The 24,666-nt window shown below is 65.0% G+C and carries 16 protein-coding genes; 4 read left to right on the top strand and 12 right to left on the bottom strand.

Annotated elements, in window-relative coordinates:
* Window positions 1–31: 31 nt before the first annotated feature.
* The 5 genes from ACIPRS_RS17760 to ACIPRS_RS17740 form a co-directional block, all read right to left on the bottom strand.
* On the bottom strand, window positions 32–2,905 hold the full coding sequence (locus tag ACIPRS_RS17760; RefSeq protein WP_446539503.1) for a protein kinase domain-containing protein: 2,874 nt from the start codon (window positions 2,903–2,905) through the stop codon (window positions 32–34).
* Window positions 2,906–3,044: 139 nt separating this feature from the next.
* Window positions 3,045–6,104, bottom strand: a complete 3,060-nt coding sequence (locus ACIPRS_RS17755; protein WP_446539502.1) for a prealbumin-like fold domain-containing protein — start codon at window positions 6,102–6,104, stop codon at window positions 3,045–3,047.
* A 351-nt stretch (window positions 6,105–6,455) separates the two neighbouring features.
* Window positions 6,456–8,624, bottom strand: a complete 2,169-nt coding sequence (locus ACIPRS_RS17750; RefSeq protein ID WP_446539501.1) for a prealbumin-like fold domain-containing protein — start codon at window positions 8,622–8,624, stop codon at window positions 6,456–6,458.
* Between the two features lie 139 nt (window positions 8,625–8,763).
* Window positions 8,764–9,261, bottom strand: coding sequence for a hypothetical protein (locus tag ACIPRS_RS17745; RefSeq protein WP_446539500.1), 498 nt, complete (start codon window positions 9,259–9,261; stop codon window positions 8,764–8,766).
* A gap of 233 nt (window positions 9,262–9,494) precedes the next feature.
* Window positions 9,495–13,199, bottom strand: a complete 3,705-nt coding sequence (locus ACIPRS_RS17740; protein ID WP_446539499.1) for a prealbumin-like fold domain-containing protein — start codon at window positions 13,197–13,199, stop codon at window positions 9,495–9,497.
* 224 nt (window positions 13,200–13,423) lie between these two features.
* Here ACIPRS_RS17740 and ACIPRS_RS17735 point away from each other — a divergent pair, with 224 nt between their 5' ends.
* Window positions 13,424–13,660: a hypothetical protein gene (locus ACIPRS_RS17735; RefSeq protein ID WP_446539498.1), complete on the top strand. Its 237-nt coding sequence runs from the start codon at window positions 13,424–13,426 to the stop codon at window positions 13,658–13,660.
* Window positions 13,661–13,817: 157 nt separating this feature from the next.
* Here ACIPRS_RS17735 and ACIPRS_RS17730 read toward each other — a convergent pair whose 3' ends face one another.
* The 5 genes from ACIPRS_RS17730 to ACIPRS_RS17710 all read right to left on the bottom strand — a co-directional run bounded on the left by ACIPRS_RS17730 (window position 13,818) and on the right by ACIPRS_RS17710 (window position 20,700).
* Window positions 13,818–15,218 (bottom strand): FAD-binding oxidoreductase, encoded by a 1,401-nt coding sequence (locus ACIPRS_RS17730; RefSeq protein ID WP_446539497.1) that lies wholly within the window; start codon window positions 15,216–15,218, stop codon window positions 13,818–13,820.
* On the bottom strand, window positions 15,199–16,284 hold the full coding sequence (locus ACIPRS_RS17725) for a GNAT family N-acetyltransferase (RefSeq protein WP_446539496.1): 1,086 nt from the start codon (window positions 16,282–16,284) through the stop codon (window positions 15,199–15,201). Before ACIPRS_RS17725 ends, ACIPRS_RS17730 begins: the two co-directional genes overlap by 20 nt.
* A gap of 123 nt (window positions 16,285–16,407) precedes the next feature.
* On the bottom strand, window positions 16,408–17,160 hold the full coding sequence (locus ACIPRS_RS17720; RefSeq protein WP_446539495.1) for a class I SAM-dependent methyltransferase: 753 nt from the start codon (window positions 17,158–17,160) through the stop codon (window positions 16,408–16,410).
* A 512-nt stretch (window positions 17,161–17,672) separates the two neighbouring features.
* The gene (gene mnmG / locus ACIPRS_RS17715; RefSeq protein ID WP_446539494.1) at window positions 17,673–19,562 is read right to left on the bottom strand and encodes a tRNA uridine-5-carboxymethylaminomethyl(34) synthesis enzyme MnmG; all 1,890 of its coding nucleotides are present in this window, start codon (window positions 19,560–19,562) and stop codon (window positions 17,673–17,675) included.
* Window positions 19,563–20,019: 457 nt separating this feature from the next.
* On the bottom strand, window positions 20,020–20,700 hold the full coding sequence (locus ACIPRS_RS17710; RefSeq protein ID WP_446539493.1) for a hypothetical protein: 681 nt from the start codon (window positions 20,698–20,700) through the stop codon (window positions 20,020–20,022).
* A gap of 137 nt (window positions 20,701–20,837) precedes the next feature.
* Between ACIPRS_RS17710 and ACIPRS_RS17705 the strand changes: the two genes are divergently transcribed.
* Genes ACIPRS_RS17705 through ACIPRS_RS17695 form a run of 3 tightly spaced genes read left to right on the top strand, consistent with a single transcriptional unit; the run spans window position 20,838 to window position 22,881 of the window.
* A complete protein-coding gene (locus ACIPRS_RS17705; RefSeq protein WP_446539492.1) occupies window positions 20,838–21,800 on the top strand; it encodes a pyridoxal-phosphate dependent enzyme in 963 nt (320 codons plus the stop codon).
* A complete protein-coding gene (locus ACIPRS_RS17700; protein WP_446539491.1) occupies window positions 21,797–22,405 on the top strand; it encodes a YdcF family protein in 609 nt (202 codons plus the stop codon). The genes ACIPRS_RS17705 and ACIPRS_RS17700 overlap by 4 nt, the downstream gene beginning before the upstream one ends.
* 47 nt (window positions 22,406–22,452) lie before the next feature.
* On the top strand, window positions 22,453–22,881 hold the full coding sequence (locus tag ACIPRS_RS17695; RefSeq protein ID WP_192203294.1) for a ketosteroid isomerase-related protein: 429 nt from the start codon (window positions 22,453–22,455) through the stop codon (window positions 22,879–22,881).
* Window positions 22,882–22,936: 55 nt separating this feature from the next.
* Here the strand turns inward: ACIPRS_RS17695 and bioC are convergent, their stop codons facing one another.
* Window positions 22,937–23,833 (bottom strand): malonyl-ACP O-methyltransferase BioC, encoded by an 897-nt coding sequence (gene bioC / locus ACIPRS_RS17690; protein ID WP_446539490.1) that lies wholly within the window; start codon window positions 23,831–23,833, stop codon window positions 22,937–22,939.
* On the bottom strand, window positions 23,830–24,606 hold the full coding sequence (gene bioH, locus ACIPRS_RS17685) for a pimeloyl-ACP methyl ester esterase BioH (RefSeq protein ID WP_446539489.1): 777 nt from the start codon (window positions 24,604–24,606) through the stop codon (window positions 23,830–23,832). Before bioH ends, bioC begins: the two co-directional genes overlap by 4 nt.
* Window positions 24,607–24,666: the final 60 nt, after the last annotated feature.

Genomic DNA, 24,666 nt, shown 5'->3' with positions numbered 1-24,666 from the left:
GGTGCGGCGGGCACCCTCCGCCCGATCCATCTCACAACTGCGGCCTGAGCCTGCCTGTCGTCTCGAGCTGCCTTATGGCGTCCTGCATGCCCGTGACATACCGGTGGTCGTCCGGATACTGGGCCGCAAGGCTCGGATAGGTGCTTCGCAGCAGTGCGAGCGCCTGATCCACACGCCCCTTCCGGGATGCGATATCGGCGCGCATGAGTACGGCTGTATTGAGCCTGCTGTAGGCATTCGGGTCAGGCAGTTTCCCGACAGCGCTGGCCTGCAGTTTTCCGTACAGACTGTCCGCGTCATCAAGGCGCCCCCGCTTGAAGTAGAGGTGTGCAAGTGCCATCTGGTTGGTGCTGTAGTAGAACGTTTCAACCAGTTCGTGCTCGATGATGAAGTCCCTGTTCTCCTCGAGGAGCTCTTGCGCACGCTGAAGATCTTCCTCCCGTCCAAGCATGACGTGGAGCGTAGCCAGGGTTCTCCGGGCAAAAGGTGGAGGTGGAACACCATCCTCGCGACATGCCTTCATCACCTCATTGAGCAGTGCCATGGACGCCTGGATGGCGGCCATGCGCTCCTGCTCGGGCTCGCTCTCGATGTTGTTGACGAGCCGGCCTGCCAATCCAACCTGTACGCTCGCGACCTTCTCGTGAGACAGCGGGTAGTACTGCCGGAGAATCGCCAGCGACCTTCGGGTAAGCGCAAGCATCTCTTCGCGCTGGCCGCCTTCGAACTTCATCAGCCAGCTGCGGTAGGTCAGTGCCAGGGCGTACTCGGGATGGCTTTCACCGTATCCCGCGAGAATGCGCTCCTCGCCCTTCCGGATGGCTTCGCGGCAACGCACGAGCTCCCCTGCGTTGCATCTTGCGTTGCCAAGCACCAGCCAGGCGCTCCCCATGCTCGGATGCGATTCGCCGACGGCTTTGAGCGTGCTGTTCCACTGCAGCTCGGCGTACTTCCGTGCCTCTTCCGTCTTTCCCAGGTGCGCGAGACTTTCGAAAAGAACGCGTTCCGCGTTTGCGGCGAGCAGGGGATACCTCGGCTCGGCCAGTTCTATGGCCGTTCGAAGATGCTCTATCCCGGTGCCGAATCGATACTGTTGAAAGTACCAGTACCCCTGGATGGTGAGGAGCTCGATGTAGGGCTCCGGAGACGCCGACTGATGGCGCCTGGCAAGGTCAAGCGCCTTGTCGAGAGTACTTTGTGCTTCCCTGTGGCGGACGAGATTCCATTGTGCGCGGGCAAGCTCCACCATGAGCTGGAGCCGCACTGGCATCCACTGCTCTTCGTTCGGGCCGGGCAGGACACCCAGGGCAGAGTGGGCCACGGCCAAGGCGTTCTTCGGCTCTCCTTCGATGTTGAACAGGGCCGCGCGAGTCGCCTGAACCTCGGCCTGCACGAGCGGTTTTTCCTCCGCAAGCTGCGCCGCTTCATCGGCCAGGACTTTCGCCCTGCGATGCTGGCCGATCATGGAATGGCTTCTTGCCAGAGCCAGCAGACCCCGTGCCAGGATCTCCGGATGCTCCTGCAACGACAGGCTCCGCATCTGCAGTTCCGTCTTCCGCAGCAGGTCATCCGATGAGTGGGGGCTTTGTGCAAGCCCGGAGAGCGTAGCCATCCCCAGCGTCTTGCTGAAGATGGCCGCCATGGCGTCATGGGCGAGCACCTCGTCCGCGGAGCGTTTCGCCTGAATGTGGAGGGTCAGCGCACCTACGACCAGCAGTCCCGCGGCAAGGACGGACACTGCAACCGTGGCCCGGTTCCGTTGCAGGAACTTCACGACTCGATAGGCCGCGCCCCCCTTTCGAGCACGTACCGGCATTCCATGCAGCCATGCGTCGAGGTCGTCCCGAAGCTCCAGCAATGACGTATATCGCGTCGCTGGATCGTAGGAGGTACAGCACGCCGCGATGGCTTCAAGGTCGCCACTCAAGCGCTTCTCCAATGCCCGGGCGTCTGGGAGCCCGCGCGCCTCGGCATCCTTGAGCGTGCCGGAGTTGGCAATCGATGCCGTCTCGTGGGTCATCGGCCCCGACGGATCCACCATGCGAAGCGGGCTTGCATCCTTAGGCAGCGCCCCCCACAGGAGGCGGCGCATCACCATGCCCATCGAGTAGATGTCCAACGCTGCGGTTGGCAGGGTCCCGGTCAGCGCCTCCGGCGCCGTGTACCCCGGAGAGACGGCGATGCGAGGCGCTTCACGCTCACCGTTGAGCACCGTGGAAAGCCCGAAATCGACGATCTGGATGTTGCCATCCGCGGTGACCAGCAGATTGGACGGCTTGATGTCGAGGTGCAGAACCATGTGTCGGTGCGCGTAATCGAGTGCCTCGCAGACTTTTTCCAGAAGCCGCACGCGCGCTTCGATGCTCGACCTTCTTCTGTCGCACCACTGGTCGATGGGCTCTCCGTCCACCAGTCGCATGGCAAACCAGGGATGTCCATGCAGGTCCACGCCTCCATCAAGGAGGGGCGCGATTCCAACATGGCTCAGCCGGGCCAGGGTGTTGCGCTCGCGAATGAAGGCATCCACCAGGGCCTCCGAGGTCAACTCCCTGCGCACGCATTTGAGCGCGACTTGCTGTTCATACTGCCCGTCGTCCCGCCTGGCCTTGTACACGGTCCCCATTCCGCCAGTGCCGATGACATCCGTTATCAACCACGGCCCCAATCGGCTACCAAGGCGCGCCTCAGCGTGCGTCTGGTCCGTCTTCTCAAGGCGCTCGAGCACCTCGCTGGGAAGGTGATCCAGTGGATGCTTGGCCTGGTCCATGCGGAGCATGGCGGCAACCAGACGGTGGACTTCGGGTTCACGCTTCTCGAGCGCGCGCAGCTCTCTTTCCCGATCACTGGCCTTGAGAGCGAGGTAGTCGCCCAGAAGAGCGAGCGCCCGAATCCTGGCGGGATTCATCGGTCGCTCCCACCCGGCCGATCCTCGGCGAGCAGGAACGACACACTCCCTCTTGCCGACGTCATGAAAAGAGCCGTTTTCGCCTGGACCGCGCGGTGCGGTCCAGCGAGCGCCCGCTGTCGGCAATACGCATCGGCGCTCACAGGCCGCTCGCTGTCACCGTGCATTGCAGGGTGAGGGTGACCTGCCCCCCCACCGGAAGGACGGGGAGCGTGATGCCGCTGCCCAACAGATTGCTCACCGGCACTGTCGGCGAGGGACAGCTGGCGCCGCCTGTCGCGGCGCAGATCGCAGTCGTGCTGGACGTGGTGCAGTCCTGCCCGGCACCGGCCGCATCGGTCAGCACCGCGCCGTCAGCGGCCAGTGGCCCGTTGTTGGTCACGACGATCTGGTACGTCACCACCTCCCCGGTGACCACCGGATCCGGCGAAGCGGTCTTGACCACCTGGATGTCCGCTTGGCGCAGGGTATTGGTGAAAGTGCACTCGATGCTGGCACCGACCGCCGTCGCCGCCGTGTCCAGCACCACCGTGCGGGCAGCCAGATCCGGCGTGGCTGTTCCACCCGCACCCAGCCCCGTGCACGTGATGCTGCTGACCTGGTACGTCGCGGGCGACGTGCTTTCGATGATCGTGGTGACGGTTGCGGCGGCGGCCAGTGTCTGCGTGGCGCCCGCCACAGCCGTACCGGCGGTGGTGGTGGTCAGGGTCTGCGTCTGCACGCCGTTGTCGCCGCTGAAGCCGAAGCTGTCCACGCCGCCCACGCTGATCTTCCGGATCGTGAGCCGCGGCACGGACTGGTCCACGTCTGTCGCCATGTTGTTGGCGGTGTTGCTGTCGTTGACCATGATGGGGGGCGTAAGGGTCACTGTGTTGGTGAGGTTGCCGGTGAAGCCGGCAGGCACCGTCATCGTCACCAGATACGTGGCCACCGCACCGGCGGGCAGGTCCAACCCCGTGTCGTTGAGCGCGCCGGTCCCGCTGGCCGCCCCGCACACGGCGCCGCCGGACGTGGGTGCACAGGTCCAGCTCATGGTCGCAGCATCGATGCCCGCCGGCACCGGATCGCTCATCGTGATGTTCTGTGCCCCGAACGGCCCGTTGTTCGTCACCACGACACTGTAGGTGCGCGCCTGACCCGGCACATAGCCGTCACCGGCCAGATCATTCGGTCCGGATGCCGGGGTGTTGGTTTTGGTGACCGACAGGTCGGCATTGAAGGTGATCGGCGCCGTCGGGCAGTTCGCACCATCGTTCTGCCCCGCGGACGGCGAACCGGAAATCAACGTGCGCACGCCGGTCGTCAGGTCAATCCGATAGAAGCCGCCGTTGTTGTCGCTGCCGAACAGTCCCGTGGTCGAACCGAACATGGCCCCCATGACAATCGCCCCCTGCGGTGTCCCGATACTGGTGACCTGTCCCGTGGCAGGATTGATCGAGCGAAGTTGCCCATTGCTCTCCACGGTGTAGATCAATCCACCAATCCACGCGAAATCGCTGGAATTGACGCCGGTCGAGAGCGTAATCAGCGTCGACGTGTTGGTCTGCACGTTGATTGCGCGAAGGTTCGACGAGCCTCCTCCTCCCAACACATAGAGGGTCCCGTCGGGCGACATCGTGCCGTTGATCCAGTTGTCCAAGCCCAGTCCCGCGACGGGTCCGAGCAGAAGGGAACTTCCATCCGCGCCGATCCTGATCAGATTGTTCCCGCTACCGCCGCCCTGGTTGATGCCGTAGATGTAGTTGTCGACCGGATTGAAGCCGATGGCGTTGTACGTGTGGATGCCGGTTCCGATCGCAGGAAACGTCATGGGATTGGTTGCGGCACTCACACTGTAGAGCGTCGTGTCGGTATTCACGTTTGGCGATTGCGCCAGATACATTTCCGAACTGCAGCCCGGAAACGCCGGCTGACTCTGCACGGCATTGGTGACCGTGCAGGCGATGGTGCTGCCCGCATCGACCGCCGCCGCATTGAGGGTGAACGAACCCGTGTTCTGCGTGACCGTGCCCCCTGTGCCCATGCCGGTGCAGGTCACGTTGTTCAGCAGGAATCCGGACGGCAGGGTCTCGTTGATCGTGGTGGCGACCAGGGGGTTGGTGAGTGTCTGGGTGGCCCCGGTCACGCCCACGCCCGGCGTGGTGGTGGTGATGGTCTGGCTGGTCCAGCCGTTGTTGCCGGTGAAGGTGAAGGCGCGCGTGCCGCCCTGGCTGATCTTCGTCAGCGTCAGGGTAACGGGCCGCCGCGTGTTGACGACCGTGCAGGTGATGTCATCGCCCGAGGCCGGTGTCAGGCTGAAACTGGTGCCCGTGCCGCTCGGCAGTATTGTCCCGGTGCCACTCGATGCGTTGGCGCAACTGTAGGTCGAGGTGTAGTCGCCCAGGTCGGTGGTGCCGGCGGCGGCTTCGGACAGGGTGTGCAGCACGCCGGGATTGAACGGCGCCAATGTGGCGAGCCCGGTATTGACCGTGGTGCCGGTACCGGTGGTCGTGGTGCTCGCCAGCGGCGACCCGCCACTCGCGATGGACAGCGCGAACTGGTCGGTGCCGCTCTCGCGCCCGGTCACGATCTGCTTCTGCAACCGCAGCGTGGCCTTGCACTGGTTGATCTGGATGTTGCGGAAGCGGATATCGTCGTCGGCCGTGTTGTCGCTGTAGTCGGACCGGTAGACGTACTGCACGCTGGTGACCTGCGTGACCGTGGTCGGCAGGCGGATGGTGAACGGCCGGTAGGTCCGCGGCGATACCGAAGTCGCATCGCCAATGAAAGCTTGTTGCGTGGCGGTCTCCACACTTCCATCGACGGAGATCAGAGAACCGTTGTCTGGCCAGAACTCGCCATCCGTGCTGAACAGGCCGGACACCGCTTCCGACGTGAACAACGTGGCGTACCGCACGCCGTTGACGAAGATCTCCATCGTGGCCCGGCCCGAATTCGGACCGGCAGGGTTGTTCCACTGCACTTCACCCGCGACCACGATGGCACCATTGGTCTGGATGCCATAGCGCGTGCTGGTCTGGTTGCCGTTGAGCGTCGGCGTGTGGGTGAGGCCCAGGGAATTGTCGTTCAGCCAGCCTGTGTTGGCGGGCGAAGCGATGATGGGCGACGTGTTGACCAGGGAACACTGGTTGGCCGCCTGGGCCCAGAGTTCGCGGGGCGCTAGCAACAGCAGAATGCCCATGGCCAGCCAGCACAGCATGCGGCCGGTGGCCTGCAGCGGCCTGTTTGGAGGGAGGCGGCTTCCTTGCTGCTGCGTAATATCGACTACGCGCGCGCTGCGAACGGGATCGCGCCAGTCCGCAGTCCCGATCACTCCATCCATCACCGCCCCCTTTGGCGAATCCTGTATCGCCACGGCACCTTGCGGCGCCGTGCGACAAACTGCCACACCGGACAACAAGCCGCAACGCCGCTTGTCACATTGATGGTGAGGTAGATCGTGCTCGGCTTGTCCCTCAGGACATCACATTGCGGCGCCGTGCCCGCTCAAGGACATCACGGCGCCTTCCAGACCCTTCTTGCGCCGGAAACCAGCGAAGCCATTGCGGCCTCAAAGACCGCTGGCGGTCACCCTGCACTGCAAGCCGAACGTGACCGTCCCCCCGACCGGCAGGGTGGGAATGGTGACACCCGCGCCGAGCAGGCTGCTCACCGGCACCGTCGGTGAGGGGCAGCTCGCGCCGCCCGCGGCCAGACAGGTCGCGGGCGTGCTGGGTGTGGTGCAGTCCTGCCCTGCCCCGGCCACGTCGGTCAGCAGGACATCGGCGACCGCCTGCGGGCCGTTGTTGCTGACCACGATCTGGTAGGTCACCACGTCCCCGGTGACCACCGGATCCGGCGAGGCCGTCTTCACCACCTGGATATCCGTCTGCTGCAGGGTATTGGTGAACGTGCACACGATGTCGCTGCCCGGTGCCGTCGCGGCGGCATCCAGCACGACCGTGCGCGCGGCCAGGTCCGGCGTCGCGGTGCCCGCCGCACCCAGGCCGGTGCAGGTGATGTCGGTGACGCGGTACGTCGCCGGGGACGTGCTTTCGGTGATGGTGGTGGCGGTGGAGGTTGCCGTCAGCGCCTGCGTGGCGCCGGCTACGGGTGTCCCGTCCGTGGTCGTGGTCAACGTCTGTGTCGCAACGCCGTTGCTGCCACTGAAGCCGAAGCTGCCCACGCCGCCGATACTGATCTTGCGCAAGGTCAACTGCGTCACCGAAGCATCGGTATCCGTGGCGGTGTTGTTCGCCGGTGTCGCATCCACATAGCCGTCGGGCACCCGGATCGTCGCGGTGTTGGTGACGGGGGAGACGCCTGCGGCCACCGTCGCGGTGATCGTGAACGTCATGGTGCTGTTCGGCGGCAGGGTCGGAATGACGATGCCGCCCGCACTCTCCAGGGCCGCCACGGTCACATCGCCCGCAGACGGACACACGGCCCCGGCCGTCGTGGCCGTGCACGCCACCGCCGTCTTGGTCAGTCCCGCGGTGGCAGGGTCGATTAGGGTCGCCAGGTTTGCGTAGTTCATCGATGGGTTGCTGACAACGAGGGTGTACGTGGTCGTGCTTCCGGGCGTCACCGTATCGTTCGCCTGGTCGACGTTGCCATTGACGCCCGGGGTATTGGTCTTGGTGATGGACAGGTCCAGCAGCGCACGCGTCAGCGTGAACTTGGCCGCCATGCCGCCGGAGGTTCTTTGGCCGGCCGTCAGCGCACCGTTCTGCGACTGCAGGGTGATGTTGGCGGCTGGTATGCCACTGGCGTACTGGAACGACGTACTGAAGCCGTCCGATTCCGTGGCGGCCAGGAAGTGCGCCCCGGCCACGCCTGCAGTGCCGGGATCGGTGTTGACCACCGCAGGATTCGACACTTCGGTGAAGCCGGGCACCGTGGCGAAGTCCAGCGGACCGCTGCGGGCATAACCGTTGTAGCCCACCAGCAGCACGCCATCGCCGGCATTCACCGGTGCCTGGCCGACGTCGTAGCCGTTCAGGCACGCCGACCAGTTGCCCGGCGCGTTCACGCCCGCCAGGTAGACCAGCCCGGTGCCGCAGTCGGTGGTGGAAACGAAGCGGGACCGCACGATGCCCGTACCGGGATCGCCGGTAGCCAACTGACTGACATGGTTGAACTGCAGTGCCGACAGCAGCGCCTCGTCGCCGGCTCGATTCGGCGCATCGACGTTCGGGAGGGTGATCGTGAGGGTGCCGCTGTCGGCGCCGCCCAGCAGCGTGCGCAGCTGCGACTCATAGATCGCGGCGAAGTAGAGTTCCTGGGAATAGGTCACCCGGTCGGCGGCGCCATTGACTATGCTGTAAAAACTGTTGACGAGCCGCAGGTCGCCGGCCGGAGGCGCCAGGGGGTTTGTTACCGTCGTCGAGCCGCCCGGGCCGGTCACGGTGAACTGGATCTGCACGTTCGCGCCGTTCGTGACCACGAAGGCGGGGGACGCGAAGTTGCTGTTGGCGGAAGTCTCGTCGACGCACGTACCCGAGGTTTCCAGGGTATCCGTCGTGCAGTGGTCGCGCTCGAACGCGGCGGTGATGAAGACGACGCGGTTCTGGCCCGCCGTCACGTTGAAGCTGAGGGAAGGGGTCCCCGGGGCGCCTGCGCCGATCGCGGTCGATGCGCCGCCATGGTCGAAGGTCACGGTCTGTGCATGCGTCGTGGCGCTCCAGCCCGAGGCCAGCCCGAACGCGAGCGCCCATCCTGCGAATCGTCTGCTTTTCATGCGGCTTCTATCTTTCCTTCCAATGGATACCGATCCGTCCGGTCGCTGCACCGCGCCATGCGACGCGACGCCCGACGTGGCCACCGTTCTCGCGTGACCGTGCCGGGCGCCTCGGCAATGGCGATGCGGACGGGCTGTATCAGCCGTTGGTCCCGCCGCTGCCATCGATGCAGGTGCCGGTACCGATCAGCCCGTTGTTCCAGTCATCGAGCACGCGCGACACCGCGATCATTTCCTTGCGCAGTTCGCTGCTCTTCGGCATGGCCGCGATCTGGCCCGGGGTGTACTGCGCCATCAGCTGGCTGGCGCGGGACAGCGCGTCCGAGACCAGGGCGGGGGTCTGGGCACCCAGCGTGTAGTTGGCCTGCGCGGCGACGAGCTGGTGGGCAAGGATCCAATAGGCGTTGCCGCGCGAGGGTTCCTGCAATACCTGCTGATAGGTGAAGCCCGACAGGTAGAAGGGCTGGTAGCGAAGGGTCAGCCAGACGTCCGTGCTCAGGTCGCCGGCGTTCTGTGCGCGGTTCTGCCAGTAGCCCTGGGTGAACTGGCAACCGCTTTCGGCGCGGGCATCTGCGGCGGCCGTCAGACCGGCGACCGCCATCAGCAGGCCCGCCGTTGCGTTACGAAACAACATCATATGTGTAGTCCTTGATTCGGGTGAAGGTGAAGCACGGACGTTCCGCCCGTACCGTTGACCTCGGCTCACATCACGCGCGTGCCTTTGCGTGATCCGAGTGACGTCAGTACCCGATGAATTCGTGACAGCCGTCAAAAAAAGGACAGGGCTTGCATGCGAAAGCAGGTCGGCCGCGCGAGGTGGCCGACCTGCTTCTGTTTCGCGACAAGGAAGACGTGCGCGGGATGAAAGGCTCAGGGCGTGCCGGTGGCCGAGACGGTGCACTGCAGTCCAAGGGTGACCTGACCCCCCACGGGCAGGGTCGGAATCGTGATGCCGCTGCCCAGCAGGCTGCTGACGGGCACGGTGGTTGACGGACACGTCGCGCCGCCCGTGGCCGAACAGGTCGCGGTCGTGCTGGGCGTGGTGCAGTCCTGGCCCACGCCGGCCACATCGGTCAGCACCGCCCCATCGGCCGCCAGCGGACCGTTGTTGGTGACCACGATCTGGTAGGTCACCACGTCGCTGCTGACCACGGGGTTCGGCGAAGCGGTCTTCACCACCTGGAGGTCGGTCTGTCGCAGGGTGTTGGTGTACGTACACGTCACTGTCTCACCCGCATCCAGGTCGATGGTGGCTGCGCGCGTGCCCAGGTTCACCGTGCTGCCACTGTCCGGGTCCGCACAGGTCAGGCCCGTCAGGTTCCAGCCAGCCAGCGCCGTTTCCGTCACGCTGTAACTGCCCGGCGCCAGGCCGGTGAAGGTGCGGGTGTTGCTCAGCGTGCCGTCCGCGTCGTCGTCCAGGCTGAAGTTGCTCAGCCCGGTGCCGGTGGTGGTGAAGGCGAAGTCCTGCGCATGGTTCGGCACCGCATCCTTCACGATGACGATGCTGCCCTGCTGGGTGTTGGTGTACGTACACGTCACCGTCTCGCCGGCATCCAGGTCGATGGTCGCTGCCCGCGTGCCCAGGTTCACCGTGCTGCCGCTGTCCGGGTCCACACAGGTCAGACCCGTCAGGTTCCAGCCGGCCAGTGCCGTTTCCGTCACGCTGTAGCTGCCCGGCGCCAAGCCGGTGAAGGTGCGGGTGTTGATCAGCGTGCCGTCCGCGTCGTCGTCCAGGCTGAAGGCGCTCAGTCCCGTACCGGTCGTGGTGAAGGCGAAGTCCTGGGCATGGTTCGGCACCGCATCCTTGACGATGACGATGCTGCCCTGCTGGCTGTTGGTATACGTGCAGGTGATGTCCTCACCGGGATCCAGATCGATGGTCGCAACGCGCGTGGACAGATTCACAGTGCTGCCACCGTCCGGATCCACACAGGTGAGACCGGTGAGGTTCCAGCCGGCCAGCGCGGCTTCGGTCACGCTGTAGCTGCCCGCCACAAGACCGGTGAAGGTTCGCGTATTGCTTAGCGTCCCATCCGTGTCGTCGTCCAGGCTGAAGTTGCTCAGCCCGGTGCCCGTGGTCGTGAAGGCAAAGTCCTGCGCGCTGTTGGGCACGGCATCCTTGACGATGGTGATGCGGCCACCGCGCACGTCCGTGTCCGTGGCGGTGTTGTTTGCAGGGTTGGTGTCGTTGATGGTGCTGGGCGGCGTGATGGTGACCGTGTTGGTCAGGTTGCCGGTGAAGCCCGCCGGCACCGTCATGGTCACCAGATAGGTGGCCACCGCACCGGGCGGCAGATCCAGACCGGTATCGTTCAGCGCGCCTGTGCCGCTGGCGGCCCCGCAGGCCGCATCACCGGACGTGGACGCACATGTCCAGCTGACTGTCGAAGCGCTGACGCCAGCGGGGACGGGATCGCTGACTGTGATGTTCTGTGCCCCGAATGCCCCTGTATTAGTCACGACGACGTGATACGTGCGCGCCTCGCCAGGCGTGTACGTGTCACCCGGCAGATCGCTGGGCCCATCGGAAGGCGTATTCGTCTTGGTGACCGACAGATCTGAATTGAACCGGATGCTGGCCGTAGGGCAGTTGGCACCATCGCCATTCTCGATGCCGACGGTGCTACTGAGAAGTGTGGCCGCGCCAGTCGCAGGGTCCACACTATAAATCGCATCCGTTTGATTATCCGTTGCGAAGAGGCCATTCTGCATGCCCCACACGGCAACGCTGCTGACAAGCGGCGCTGTGGATCCCACGTCGGTTGTTGCACCGGTCAACGGATCAATACGAATCAGTCGACTTTTGGAGTCTATTCCGTACAGAGCTCCACCGTACCAAGCCAAATCAGCAAAGTAATGACTTGAGCTTGTCGTAATAGGTGTCGCACTGCGCGTGACTACATTGATTCGATACAGGGTGTTATAGATGTCAAGTCCTGGGAAAACATAGTAGTCACCACTCGGAGAAAACGTACCGGACGAGTAACCGTAGGTGTTGGGTAGGCCAGCAACTGCACCCAGGATCACGCTACTTCCGTCTGACCCGACACGGATCAACTCATTGCCGATCAAGCCATCGAACTCAATGCCATAAATGTAGTTGTCAACGGGGTTGTAACCCAATCCGTTGCGTGCCAGCCCCGACCCTAGTTCATTGGCAGTGAAAGGGGAGGTTGCATATTCGATTTCCCACAGGGTAGAGACGTCTGGATTCGGGGTCCTATTGTTCGTATCCAGAAACATCCGCGCATCGCAGGTGCCGAAATCCGGCTGGATGCTGGTGTTGGTGAACGTACAGGTCAGTTGCGCACCCGCCACCACCTGGGCTGCGGGAATGGTCAGCTGACCGGTGGCCAGGTTGCTGGTGACCGGGACATTGGCATTGCTCGCGTTGACGCACCCGACCGAAGTGAGCGACCAGTTCGATGGAACGGTCTCGGTGATGCTGGTGGGCGTATTGAACTGCGACAGGAATACGCCGCTGGCCGCCTGCGGATTGGTGGTCGCCGTACTGAGCGTCAAGGCTGAAGGCAGACCATTGGTGCCACCGGAGAAACTGAAACTGCCGGTGCCGCCGACGCTTTGCTTGCGCAAGATCACACAGGCAGGCACCGTGGCGTTGAATGCGGTATTGGCGGCACTCAGGATGGTCGCATCGTTGTAGGTGGCGCTGTACGTCGCAATGCGCGGCGTGCCCGTATCGAATGCCTGGGTGGAGAGGGCCGTCGGATGGGCCGCATCGTAGTCGGTAGCCGTGCCACCCCTGCTGGCGAAGGCGGCCACCTCTCCCCGGTTCACGGCATTGGCTGCGGCGGCATCGATGCCCACGCCGACAATCACGGCGTTGCGCACGTTCTTGAAACGATTGCTGTAGTGATAGAAGCCCAGGCCGGTTTCGGTGGATGGCATTTCCCGGATGGAGCTGCCATCAAATCGGAAGCTGTTCGGATCCGCATCGGTCATGTGGATCAGCATGAGCTGCTGGGTCGGCGCGGACGGCCCCAGCGTCGGCTGGTTGTAGCTGTCGTTGCCTCCCGTGGTGCCGCCGCCGTACAGCACGCCTTCCAGGATCTTCAGGCCATGCTGGGCGTAGTCGTCGTTGATGTTGACGCTGAAGTTGGCACCGCCGCAGTTGTTGCGATTGACGGAACCGGCGAAGTTGGTGCCGAACGAACGGCAGACCCGGTTGGCGGCGCTGTTGTTGCCGGCGTAGGCGAAATCGGCGGGATTGCTGGACCACCCGCCCGGGATGGCCGAACCGGTCGCAAGGTCGACGCGGCAACCATCGCGGGTCGTGCGCCTGCCACCCTCGCAGCCCCAGTTGACCACGGCCAGGCGGTAGCCCGGCCGGCTCAGCACGCTGGCGGCGATGCCGGCAATGGCCTGCTGCGCCTCATCGAACTCGGCATTGGTGATGGAGCTGGAGTTGTCCACGAACAACAGCACATCCTTGCCGGGCGGCGTGGGACACGACTGCGCCTGACCTGCCACCGGCACACCCACCGCGGCGCTCACCACCGCCGACAGCGCTAGCCGCCTGAAAACATTCATTCCACTATCCCCGACTGGATTCATTCGACGCGCGTGCGGCCCACAACAGGATCCGCACCGGCAATGAAGGTCCACCTCGACCTACACAGGCACATTTCGCGATAAGGCCCCTTGAAGGGACATCACGTGCCCGCACTGGCCCATGCCGTGTCCTGATCCAGCCTCGTACTCCGACTATCCAGTGCCTTCCTTCCCGGGAGGGGTCTCTGGCGCGTCCAGAGAACGCGCAATCCGCAGGAACCCGCAACGTGATGTACCTTCCGCCACGCTGGACCACCGTCTTCGTCGACGTACTGATCCAGGAACACGCCTCGTTCTTCGTCCTGGAGAATCCACAGGCCCGGCTGGAAGCCTTCGCCGCGAGAGCCAATTGCCTGCTGGATTTCACCGCGCCCGAGGAGCAACTCGCAATATTCGAGCGGCTTGAAGCGGCGGTGCATGCCACCGAGGGTTTCCGCAAGACCCTGTCGCCCGGGCATCCATAGCCAGGCGGGCAACACCGCTGGCCGAGCGTGACGGCCAGCCTCGCGCGCAGCGTGCCTATGTAACGGAACGATCCATCCGGAGTCGTGCGAACGGGCAATGGATCCTCTGGCGCCGACCCGAGGGTGATCCCACCCCGGGAACGAGACGCCCCACCCGCTATGCCTCTCCCGGCGGGATCCTGCTTGATGACCTGGCGGGCGGGTGCTGTATGCCGGGGATGACGCCTTCGCTGTCGTAGCGGCGCCTCAGTGCCTGCAGGCGGCTCCACGCTTCGGCCGAGAAGCACCTGGATACCGATCCGGCCCGCTCTTCCAGGTCCATTTCATTGATGTAGTGTCCGGCCGAAGACGGGGACAGTTCGTCATAGAGCGCCTTCAACCAGTCGCGATTCGGTGCGTCCGCGTCCGCATCGTTCCACTGCGCATAGGTCGAGATGAAGAACTTCCCCCCGACCGAGAAGGCAGCATCCGGGTAGTGATGCGCCGGGCGGTGGATCAGCAACGAGAACGTGGCGCGCGACGGCCGCTCACCGAAGCGGGCGAGCAGCACGCGCGATGCCGTCTCCGCGTCATCGGTCATGACATTGTCTGCACGATAGCGTTTGGACACCATGGCTGCGTCCGTCTTGTCGTAGATGGACTGCAATCCGCGAAGCTCCTGCTCGTCGAACTCGTTGCCCGTCCACGCGGCGACTGCCGAGAGAAGGTCGGCATGCAGCAGCCTGGTTTCATCATGGTCACCGCAGAACGACGTCGCGCTGAGCGACGCGGCCAGGTCCGCATCACCGGAAAGCGCCACCATCACCTGCATGCGCTTGTCCGCGGCGCGTCCCGACAATGCAAGCAACACGGAGGCCAGGTGCTTCGGATCGAATCGATAGTTGCGCGCCAGTATCTTCTTCGGCTCAGGCCAGCACTTGATATAGAACCTGACCACCACGACGAAGAGACAGGGACCCGCCCCCCGTGCGGCCCACAGCAGCTCGGCATTCTGATGCGCGTTGGCATGCAGAATCTGGCCGTCGGCGGTGACCACGTCGACCGCCTGGACATTGAACGTGCTCATGCCTCCCCAGGCATCGCAGTTCACCCCGAGCCCGCCCCCGAGCAGAAAGCCACTCAATCCCACACCGCCGCCATGGCCGGTCGGGAAGGCAAGTTCATGGGCGGCCAATGAGCGGCTCAACTGCGCACTGGTAACACCAGGGCCCAGGACGGCAGTACCTTGCTCGGCGTGGATCTCGAGGTCGTCGAGCAACGACAGATCGAGCAGTATGCCCCCGCATTGAAAGAAGCTTCCGGAGTAGCTGTGTCCCGAGCCCTTCACCCCGACCGCCAGGCTATGGGATCGCGCGAAATCTATCGTCCTTGCGACATCGGAGATTGAAGCGGCGCGGACGATGTATTCGGGATATCGCTCGAATCCCCGTCCATTCCACGCTGCGCCGTAATGCCAGCCCGCATACTCCGCATGATGCCGGGACCGGACTTTTCCATCCAGGCACCGGGAGAATGCACGGAAGTCGTCTGGCCTGATCCTAGAGTGAAGCAGTTCCATGGCTCGCTCCTGGTGAGCATCCTTCGTTGGGGAGACTCGGTGTCGCGCACACGACCTCGCTGGTCGCCGAGTACAGGGGGAGCGGCTTGAGTCCGAGCCGGACCTTGATGCGCTCGTTCAATCGACCCGCCTCTATGGTCTCGATGCCTTGCGCAAGCGCCCATCTGTATGCGCAGGCGAAACTGACGGTGTAGGGACTGTAGGCCGCGAGGTCATAGCGCATGCCCGCAGACCAGATGCAGAAGACGCCCCTGTCAAGAAAGCAGACCAGGCCGCCAACGACAGCACCCTCCTCTTCAACGAGGACGATGCGCGCCAGATCTCCACAGATCCTGACGAAGCGCGCCAGTGCATCGGCCGGGAAGTACTTCGGCGTACCGTTCCTCGCCGTTGTCTGCTGGCACAGCGAGGTCAGCGCTTCGAGGCGGTGATCGAAAGGAGGCCCGATGACGGCCACGGTTCCATCGCTTGCATCGAACTTTCTGAGCTGGCGCGTCATCTCATGGCGCCCCTCTTTGGGAAGCGTCTGAACCAGTTCATCGAAACTGCCGAGTCGGGTCAGGTCCAGGTAGTACCTGTCGACGAGGTGACGGATCATCAACTGCTCGCCGGCAGCCGTCCTCAGTGCATCCGCCTCCGCCACATTCAGCAGGCCGACGTAGTGCACGCCGATATCGGATGCCAGCCGCTTCAGCGCCGCTACCACGACTCGGGGAGCGGATGTGCCCGGGACGCAGACCACCTTGCTGTCGAAGCAGTGCATGACATGGCTGAAAAGTGCCTGCTGGCCGCGATCACCGGCGATGCCGGCCGTGCGTGCAAGCAGACCGAAAGGATCGACGGAATCGACTGCCTGCACATAGGCCGGAAGGAACGCGACGAGCCTCCCCTCGTCCCTCGCCAGGAAATAGTAGGTGGCATTGACGGGCAGCAACGGTGAGCGCTCGGCGGCGCACAGGAATCGCCGGTCGTAGAAGAACGATGCTCCGCTCGCTCGAAAGAAGGCTTGATACTCCTCCTCTTCGACGGCATCGATCGACTGCCTGAGTTCGACTTCAATGGACATCGGAGCTCCCCCGATGAAGACATCGACCCCGTTCGTCCGGCAGCGGGCCACAGCCCGCAGGGCCAACGCGATACCGGATCAACAGATGGCGCGGACGATCAGGCGATCAGCAGGCGCCGGCCCCTACGACTTGCGGCACTGGAGTATCGACGCATGCGGCTTTTCGACGTACGCCTGGAGCGCTTGTGGCACCTCGGCCGCGCCATATCGCTCATCGAGCGCCGGATTCGCCCATCGAATGGCGGTCGCGCCCGCCTTGCCGAGGGCGGCACTGATGGCATCCTCTGACCAGTACCAGGCATACACGCTCGCGTCGTATTGGCGGTAACGCAGATCCAGACGCAAGCGCCCACCCTCCTCGTACGGGTGCTGCGGATCATCCGGCGTCAGGGTGAACCCGCATGCCGCGTAGTAGCCGGGATCGGGCTCGAAGCGCGCGTGGATCGGCAGGGCGACCAGCCTCCCGCCAGGACGAAGCGGCGCCATCATCTCGGCGCACATCTGATCCAGTTCTGCGCGTGTTGTCGCGTAGGGGAGCACATAAACCGCCAGCACCACATCGAATGCACCCTCGCATTCCGGCCCAAGTCTCGAGCGGAACTCGATGGGGACGCCGTCGCGCTCCGCCACGCGGCGGGCATAGTCGAGCATGCCGTCCGCCAGGTCGTATCCCACGACACGGCGTGCGCCTTCGACCTTCATGGTGCGTGCGTAAAATCCGCTGCCGCATCCGTAGTCGACCACATCCAGTCCCGCGAGCGACCCCAGCGCATGTTTGACGCTGGGTGTCTCGATGTGTTCGCGGAATGGCCAGGTGGCCAGATCTTCGTAGAGAGCGCCAAGCTGATCGAACTGGTTCGCCGATTCCTTGCTCACGTGCCACTCCTTTGCGCTTAGGTTGTGTACCCCGATGCAGCGGTGCGAATGCTGGGCAACGCGGCGTTGTTAAACCGTGATGTCCGTTGTGAATCATCGAAAATTCATCTTCGATCGCGAAGCGGCATGCAACAAGTAACTCTGGTTACTCGACTGCTCACCTCGAATGCGCAAGTTCACGTGTTTACGATGGCTATCGGTGAGCCCTCCCTGGTATTTCACAGGCCACAACGGGCAGGGATTCCATCCGGGCGCGATGTGCGGCTTGGAGATGGTCACCGGGGCCGGGGCGATTCAATCCGATTGCGGCGCCTGGATGAAGTATTCGAGATATCGAAGCACTTCACGGAAGACGCAACTCCCCAACGAGGCATGGGCGCTCACTGTAGCGACGCAAGTCGCGACCGCAGATTCTCGGCGACAGTGCGCCATCGGTCGAGAATGACCCTGTTCTGGAAATCGGAACGCGTGCGGTCGCGACTTGCGTCGCTCCTGCAACGGAACGCAACGGGTTACGCCACCCGCGTGCGCCGCGCGCGCTCCAGGTGCACCAGCAGCAATGAAATGGCGGCGGGTGTCATGCCGGGGATGCGCTGGGCCTGGCCAATGGTTTCGGGCTGCACGCGCTCCAGCTTTTGCTGCACTTCCGCCGACAGGCCGCGCACGCCGGCGAAGTCGAAACCGGTCGGGATGGGCGTGGATTCGTTGCGCTGCTGGCGTTCGATCTCGTCGCGCTGGCGGTCCAGGTAGCCGGCGTACTTCACACCGATCTCCACCTGTTCGGCCACCCGCGCATCCTCCACGCCGGGGCCGATCGACGGCACGGCCACCAGCTTGGCGTAGTCCAGTTCCGGACGCTTGATCAGGTCGAGCACGTTGGTCTCGCGGCTGACCTGCACGCCGAGCGTGTCGGCCACTTCGCGGCCCAGGGCATTCGCGGGCGTGGCCCACAGCGCCCGCAGGCGGCCGGTTTCGCGCGCGATGGCTTCGCGCTTGGCCTCGAAGCGCTGCCAGCGCGCATCGTCGACCAGACCCAGCGTGCGACCCGTCTCCGTCAGGCGCAGGTCGGCATTGTCCTCGCGCAGCTGCAGCCGATACTCGGCACGGCTGGTGAACATGCGATACGGCTCCTTGGTGCCGTGCGTGATCAGGTCGTCGACGAGCACGCCGAGATAGGCTTCATCGCGTCGCGGCGACCAGGCCTCCTTCTGCTGCACGAAGCGCGCGGCATTGAGGCCGGCGAGCAGGCCCTGCGCAGCAGCTTCCTCGTACCCGGTGGTGCCGTTGATCTGCCCGGCGAAGAACAGGCCGGCCACCGCTTTGGTTTCCAGCGAGGCCTTGAGGCCGCGCGGATCGAAGAAGTCGTATTCGATGGCATACCCCGGCCGCGTGATGTGCGCGCGCTCCATGCCGCGGATGCTGCGCACCAGCGCCAGCTGCACATCGAACGGCAGCGAGGTGGAAATGCCGTTGGGGTAGATCTCGGTGACCTCCAGGCCTTCGGGCTCGACGAAGATCTGGTGGCTGGCCTTCTCGGCGAAGCGCACCACCTTGTCCTCGATGGACGGGCAATAGCGCGGGCCGATGCCTTCGATCTGGCCGGAATACATCGGCGAACGATGCAAGGCGCCGCGGATGATCTCGTGCGTCTGTTCGCTGGTGTGGGTGATCCAGCACGACACCTGGCGCGGATGGTCGGCCACGTCGCCCATGAACGACATCACCGGCAACGGATCGTCGCCGGGCTGTTCTTCCATCACCGAATAGTCGAGCGAACGGCCATCGATGCGCGGCGGCGTGCCGGTCTTCAGGCGATCCACGACGAAGGCGCCTTCGCGCAGTCGTTGCGCCAGCGCGGTGGCGGGCGGATCGCCCGCGCGACCACCGGCGTACTGGGTTTCGCCCACGTGGATCTTGCCGGCGAGGAACGTCCCCGCGGTCAGGACGACCGCAGGCGCATGGAAGGTCAGGCCGGTCTGGGTGATCGCGCCACGTACCGTGTCGTTCTCGATGACCAGATCATCGACGGCTGCCTGGAACAGGGTCAGGTTGGGCTGCGCTTCCACGGCGCGCCGGATCGCGCTGCGGTACAGGGCGCGATCGGCCTGGCAGCGCGTGGCGCGCACGGCAGGCCCTTTCGACGCGTTGAGGGTGCGCCACTGGATGCCGGCCCGGTCGGCCGCCCATGCCATCACGCCCCCGAGCGCGTCGATTTCCTTGACCAGGTGCCCCTTGCCGATGCCGCCGATGGCCGGATTGCAGCTCATCGCACCCACGGTTTCCACGTTGTGGGTCAGCAGCAGCGTGCGTGCGCCGGCTCGCGCGGAGGCCAATGCGGCTTCGGTGCCGGCATGGCCGCCGCCGATGATGATGACGTCGTAGTGGTGGAAGCTGGCATTCATCGTGGGAGTCCGGTACCTGCGCGGATGTCGACAGGCAATGGGATTGGGTCGGGCGGATCCGGCATGCCGGGAGGGCAAAGTTGGCACGCTTCCTGCTGTATTCCCGTGCACCCGTCGTGGCAAGCGACCAGGGGCGCCGGGCTGGTAATTGGAACAGGGGCCAGCCATGCGCACGCCGGGGATGCCGAGGGGCCGGTAGTCGGGGGACTACCGGCCCCTTTTTTATGCGCGCAGGATAGCAGAGACAAGAAAAAGCCCGGCATTGCCGGGCTTTTTGCAGAGGCGCCGACGCCCGGCAGGGCCGGAACAGGGGGGATCCAGATTTCCCCACCGGACGTCGACATTGAACCTTTATTGCCGCTTACGTCAGAAAGCGACGCAACCGGTCAACTGATTGTTCGGAGCCTGCGACGACGGCGAGGGGAAAGCAACGGAAGAACCCCGTCAGGGGGCTGTTTCAGCGCTCCAGCTGACGGGTGGCATTCTCCGAGCGTCCGGATGACGGTCGCGGCGGCGGCGCGGGACGCTCCACTCTGGCCGGTGCCGGGCGCTCCATGCGCTGTTGCGGCCGCTCGACCGCACGCGGCGCGGAGGGCGAAGAAGTCACGCGGGGAGGACGATAGCCACCCTCACTCATGCGTGGCTGGTTGGGCGATGGCATCACGCGGGGCGGGCGATAACCCCCTTCACCCACGCGCGGCTGGCTGGGGGAAGGGATGACCTGGCCAGGACGATTCGGGACCATCGGCTGGGAACCGCCTTCACGCCAGCGACCGGTGGGGTCCCGCCACGGCGGCGGCCGGTTGCCACTTCCTCCATTGCCGGGCGGCTTGGGGGTGTTGTCGCCGGGACGCGGCGGCCGGGGATGGTGGTGCGGCGGGTAATAGGGGTAGTGGGACCCGTAGTAGCCGTAGTACGGATAGCCGTAATAGCTGCTGTAGCGATAGGGTCCGCCATACCCATACCCACCATACGACCCGACGCCACCGTAGTAGCCGCCGTAGGGATCGTAGTACTGGGTGCTGGGCCGACCGTGGTAGTAGCCACCCGGTGCGGTATCACCCACGTAGTCATAGGTCGCACAGCCGCCCAGGGCCAGGCTGGCGAACGCGATGGCGAAAAGAGATGTGCGCTTCATGGCGGAACCCCCGTTACTTTGCCTTTGCAGCATCTGCCCGGCGCATTGAATCAGTGCTTAACCCCTCCGGCTCCGTCCGGGCGTGGAAAGCCCGTCAACACAGGCCTGGTGGACGGGTGATGCGTTAACCTTTCTGCATGCCGACGCTCTTGCCCACCTTCGACGACGTCCTCGCCGCTGCCGCCCGTATCGCCCCCCACGCACACACCACCCCCGTCCTGCACTCCAGCGCACTGGATGCCCTGGCGGGCTGCGTGCTCCATTTCAAGGCTGAACCGCTGCAACGGACGGGGGCGTTCAAGTTCCGCGGCGCCTGCAACGCGGTCTGGGCGCTCGACGACGCGACGGCAGCGCGTGGCGTGGTGACGCATTCCTCGGGCAACCACGGCGCCGCGCTCGCGCTTGCGGCACGGACGCGCGGCATCGTGTGCCACGTCGTCGTGCCCGAGGGCGCAAATGCCGCGAAACTGGCCAACATCACCCGCTATGGCGCCCACCTGCACACCTGCGCGCCGACAATAGCTGCCCGCGAAGCGGCGGCTGCACGGGTGCAGGCCGAAACCGGCGCCAGCCTGATCCATCCCTACACCCATCCGCACGTGATCGCCGGCCAGGGCACGGCAGCGCTGGAATTGCTGAACGCTCACGGCCCGCTGGATGCCCTGGTCGCACCGGTCGGCGGCGGTGGACTCCTCTCGGGTACCGCGATAAGCGCTGCCGCGACGACCATGGACTGCCGCATCTTCGGTGCGGAACCGGAAGGGGCTGCCGATACCGCCGATTCGCTGGCGGCCGGTGAGCGACGGGTCGACTTTGTTCCCGACACCGTGTGCGACGGCCTTCGCGGTGCGCTCGGCGAACCCAACTTCACCCTGCTGCGCATGCATGCCGTGGAGGTGTTGACCGTGCCCGATGCCGAAACGCTCTCCGCGATGCGGCTGCTGTGGCAATGCCTGAAGCTGGTGGTCGAGCCTTCGTCCGCCATCGCATTGGCGGCGATCCTGCGGCACCGGGAGCGCTTTGCCGGGCAGCGGGTCGGCGTGCTCCTGTCCGGCGGCAACGTCGACCTGGATGCGCTTCCCTGGGAGGCAGCGGCATGAGCACGCGGCGGCGCAAATCAAAGCGTGGCCTTGCAGGCTGGATGTGGCGCCTGCTGTTGCTTGCTCTGGTGTGGCTGGTGTGTGTGGCGGCCTACATCGTGTGGGTGGGGCAGCGGGACGATGCGGCGCGCGCCGATGCGATCATCGTGTTGGGTGCCGCCGCTTACGACGCCAAGCCATCGCCCGTGTTCGAGGAGCGCATCCGCCATGGCATCGATCTGTACAAGCGTGGCATGGCGCCGACACTGATCTTCACCGGCGGCTACGGCGGCTCGGGCGCGCGCTTCTCGGAATCGCAGGTCGCGCGCCGCTACGCGTTGCGCCAGGGCGTGCCGGAGAAAGCGATCCTGATCGAGTCGCTGTCACGCAATACGCACGAGAATCTGCGCCAGGCTTCCCTGCTGATGCAGCAACACAACCTGCACAGCGTCATCATCGTGAGCGATCCGCTGCACATGGCGCGCGCCCTGCGGATCAGTCGCGGCCTGGGCATCCGTGCCGTCGGTTCGCCCACGCCGACCAGCCGCTTCCGCACGTTCGCCACGCGTTGGCGCTTCCTGTTGCAGGAAGTCTATTTCTTCCATCGCGACCGCCTGCCACGCTGAAGGCCTGGCGTATCATCGGCGCGTCGCCCTCCCCCCGGGAATCCACCATGAAGATCGACGGCACGCGCCGGCAGGATCGCGCCACCGAACTCGTCCTCAGCTACTACGCCGCGTTCAATCGCGGCGACTGGGCGAGCATGCTGGCATTGCTGACAGACGACGTGGTGCACGACCTCAACCAGGGCGCGCGCGAGATCGGGCGCGACGCCTTCGCCGCCTTCCTCGGCCGCATGAATGCCAGTTACCGCGAACAGTTGCGCGACATCGTGGTACTGGTCACGCAGGACGGCCAGCATGCCGCCGCCGAATACGTGGTGCATGGCGAATACCACCACACCGACGAGGGCCTGCCAGCCGCGAGTGGCCAGACGTACATGCTGCCGGGTGGTGCGTTCTTCGATATCCGCGACGACCGCATCGCGCGCGTCACCAACTACTACAACCTGCAGGACTGGATCGCACAGGTCGGCGGCTGATTCCCTAGGGTGCACCCGGTGGCGCCGGATGCGCGCGATCGGAGCGGAAGCCCTCCTACAGCTTGCGTCTGATCGGAATCTTCGCCAGCGGTACCGCCGCGATGTCTTCTCCCTGCCCGCGGATCGGGGCACCCGGCGGCGGCGCCCAGGCGTGTGCGTAGATGACATCCCAGGTGCTGGGCAGCTTGCCGTCTGCCCGCCGCAGCGGTTCGTACGCGCTGGCAGCGGCGGTGAACCGCGCACGCCCGGTCAGCGTATGCCGGCGATGCTGCAGGGCGTTGGTCGCGCCCATCGCGCGCAGCTCGCGCATCAGGGCCGGCAGGTCGTCGTAGGTCAGGGTGAAGCGGTCGCGATCGAGCACCGGATCGCGGAAACCGGCCATCATCAGCGCATCGCCGAACTGGGCGATCTGCGGGAATGGACTGACATGCGGCACGGCATCGGCATGCGCGAAGGCATCGCGCAGCTCCTGGAGCGTCTCCGGCCCGAAGGTCGAGCACACCAGCAACCCGCCGGGTTTCAGCACGCGGCGGAACCCGTTGAATGCGGCAGGCAGGTCGTCCACCCATTGCAGACTGAGATTGCAGAACAGCACGTCCACCGTCCCTTCGGCCAATGGCAATGCGCGCAGGTCGGCACACACGCGCTGGAACGGCTTCCACCAGCCGGATTGCTTCTTGGCTTCGCGCAACATCGGCAACGCCAGGTCCAGCGCGACCACCTGCGCCTTCGGCCAGCGCTTGCGCATCGCCGCCGCCGCGTGTGCGGGGCCGCACCCCACGTCCAGCACCACGCTGGGCGCTGCGGCGTCCTGCCCTCTTCGCAGGGTGAAATAGTCCAGCGACTCCATCAGCCGCTTTTCCACTTCGTGCTGCAGAGCCGCCGCCGCGTCGTAACCGGCAGCGGAGCGCGAGAAGGCGCGCCGGATATGGCGCTGATCGAAGGTGGTCATGCCGCCACCTCATGCGTGAGGGACTGCATGAAGCGGTCGACTTCTTCCGCCACCCGGTCGGCATGCCCCAGGAACGGCGCGTGCCCGCCCCCGGCGATCTCGACGAAGTGCGCCTGCGGCGCGAGCGCTGCCGCCGCATGCATCGCCTTCGACGGCACCAGCAGGTCGCGGCGACCGGCCAGCCACAGGCTGGGCACGGACAGCGCGGGCAGCGTCGCGCGCATGTCGGATTGCTCCAGCAATTGCAGGCCCGCCTGCAGCGCTTCGGGTGCGGGTTCGCCGCGCGCATAGAGATCGTGTTTCAACGTGCGCAACTCGCTGCGCGCATGTTCGGAGCCCATGGTGTCCAGCGCGAGAAAGCGCTCCAGCGTGCCCGCGTAGTCGTTGCGCAGGTCGGTGCCGAATTGCGCGAATACGCTGGCATCGACCGCGTGCGTCCATGCGTCGCTGCGAACGAAGCGCGGAGTGGAGGCGACCATCGCCAGTCCGCGCACGTGCGGCGACCGCGCGGCGGCCTGCAATGCGAACAATCCGCCCAGTGACCATGCCAGCCACACTGCGGGCGGCGTGCTGGCGAGGATGGCATCGGCGGTGGCGTCCAGCGTCAGCGCGACGTCGCTGCCACGACTGTGGCCATGGCCGGGCAGGTCGACGAGATGGAGGGTGTAGCGGTCGGACAGCCGCTGCACCAGCGGTGCGAACACCCCGCCATGCAGCGCCCAACCGTGCAGCAGCACCAGGGACGGGCCGTTGCCGAGGGATTCGATATGCATGTGCGTATTGTCGCCGATCCCGCCCGGAGCGGGATCACGCAGACGGGATGGCGCGTCGCG

The organism is Pseudoxanthomonas sp. LARHCG66, assembly GCF_052871755.1.
Note: the sequence above shows the minus strand (reverse complement) of the source record. Positions and strands in the feature narration are given on the sequence as shown.